The organism is Vibrio sp. 10N.222.49.C9, from assembly GCF_041474985.1.
Lineage (GTDB): Bacteria > Pseudomonadota > Gammaproteobacteria > Enterobacterales > Vibrionaceae > Vibrio > Vibrio crassostreae_C.
In genome coordinates this window covers 1-265 of record NZ_JBFRVD010001585.1, presented here as the reverse complement: position 1 = coordinate 265, position 265 = coordinate 1, and the positions used below count along the sequence as shown (strand labels likewise).

The window sequence follows — 265 nt, the reverse complement described above, 5'->3', positions numbered from 1 at the left end:
TTGATAAACGGTATCATCTATAGTCACTACCGAACCACTTTGACTGTCTAGTAGCTCTAGCGTACGAGCATCAATCTGTGCCATTTGATTCTCTACTAGCAAGTGAGTTTGCAAGTTGGCTTCTTCGATATTAACTTGTGCTGCAAAACTACCAAATGAAAGTGTCGTTAAGATAGTTGAAGCGATGATCGTTTTTTTCATCTATATATTCTCTTGATTCTAAATACTAGGGAAGCATCAATGCAGTCGGTAGGCGTTCCTGCCG

The 265-nt window shown here is 40.0% G+C and carries 1 pseudogene; it reads right to left on the bottom strand.

The features are described from left to right. Window positions 1-201, bottom strand: a pseudogene (locus AB4585_RS29375) (hypothetical protein); the annotation flags it as partial. Window positions 202-265 lie beyond the last annotated feature (64 nt).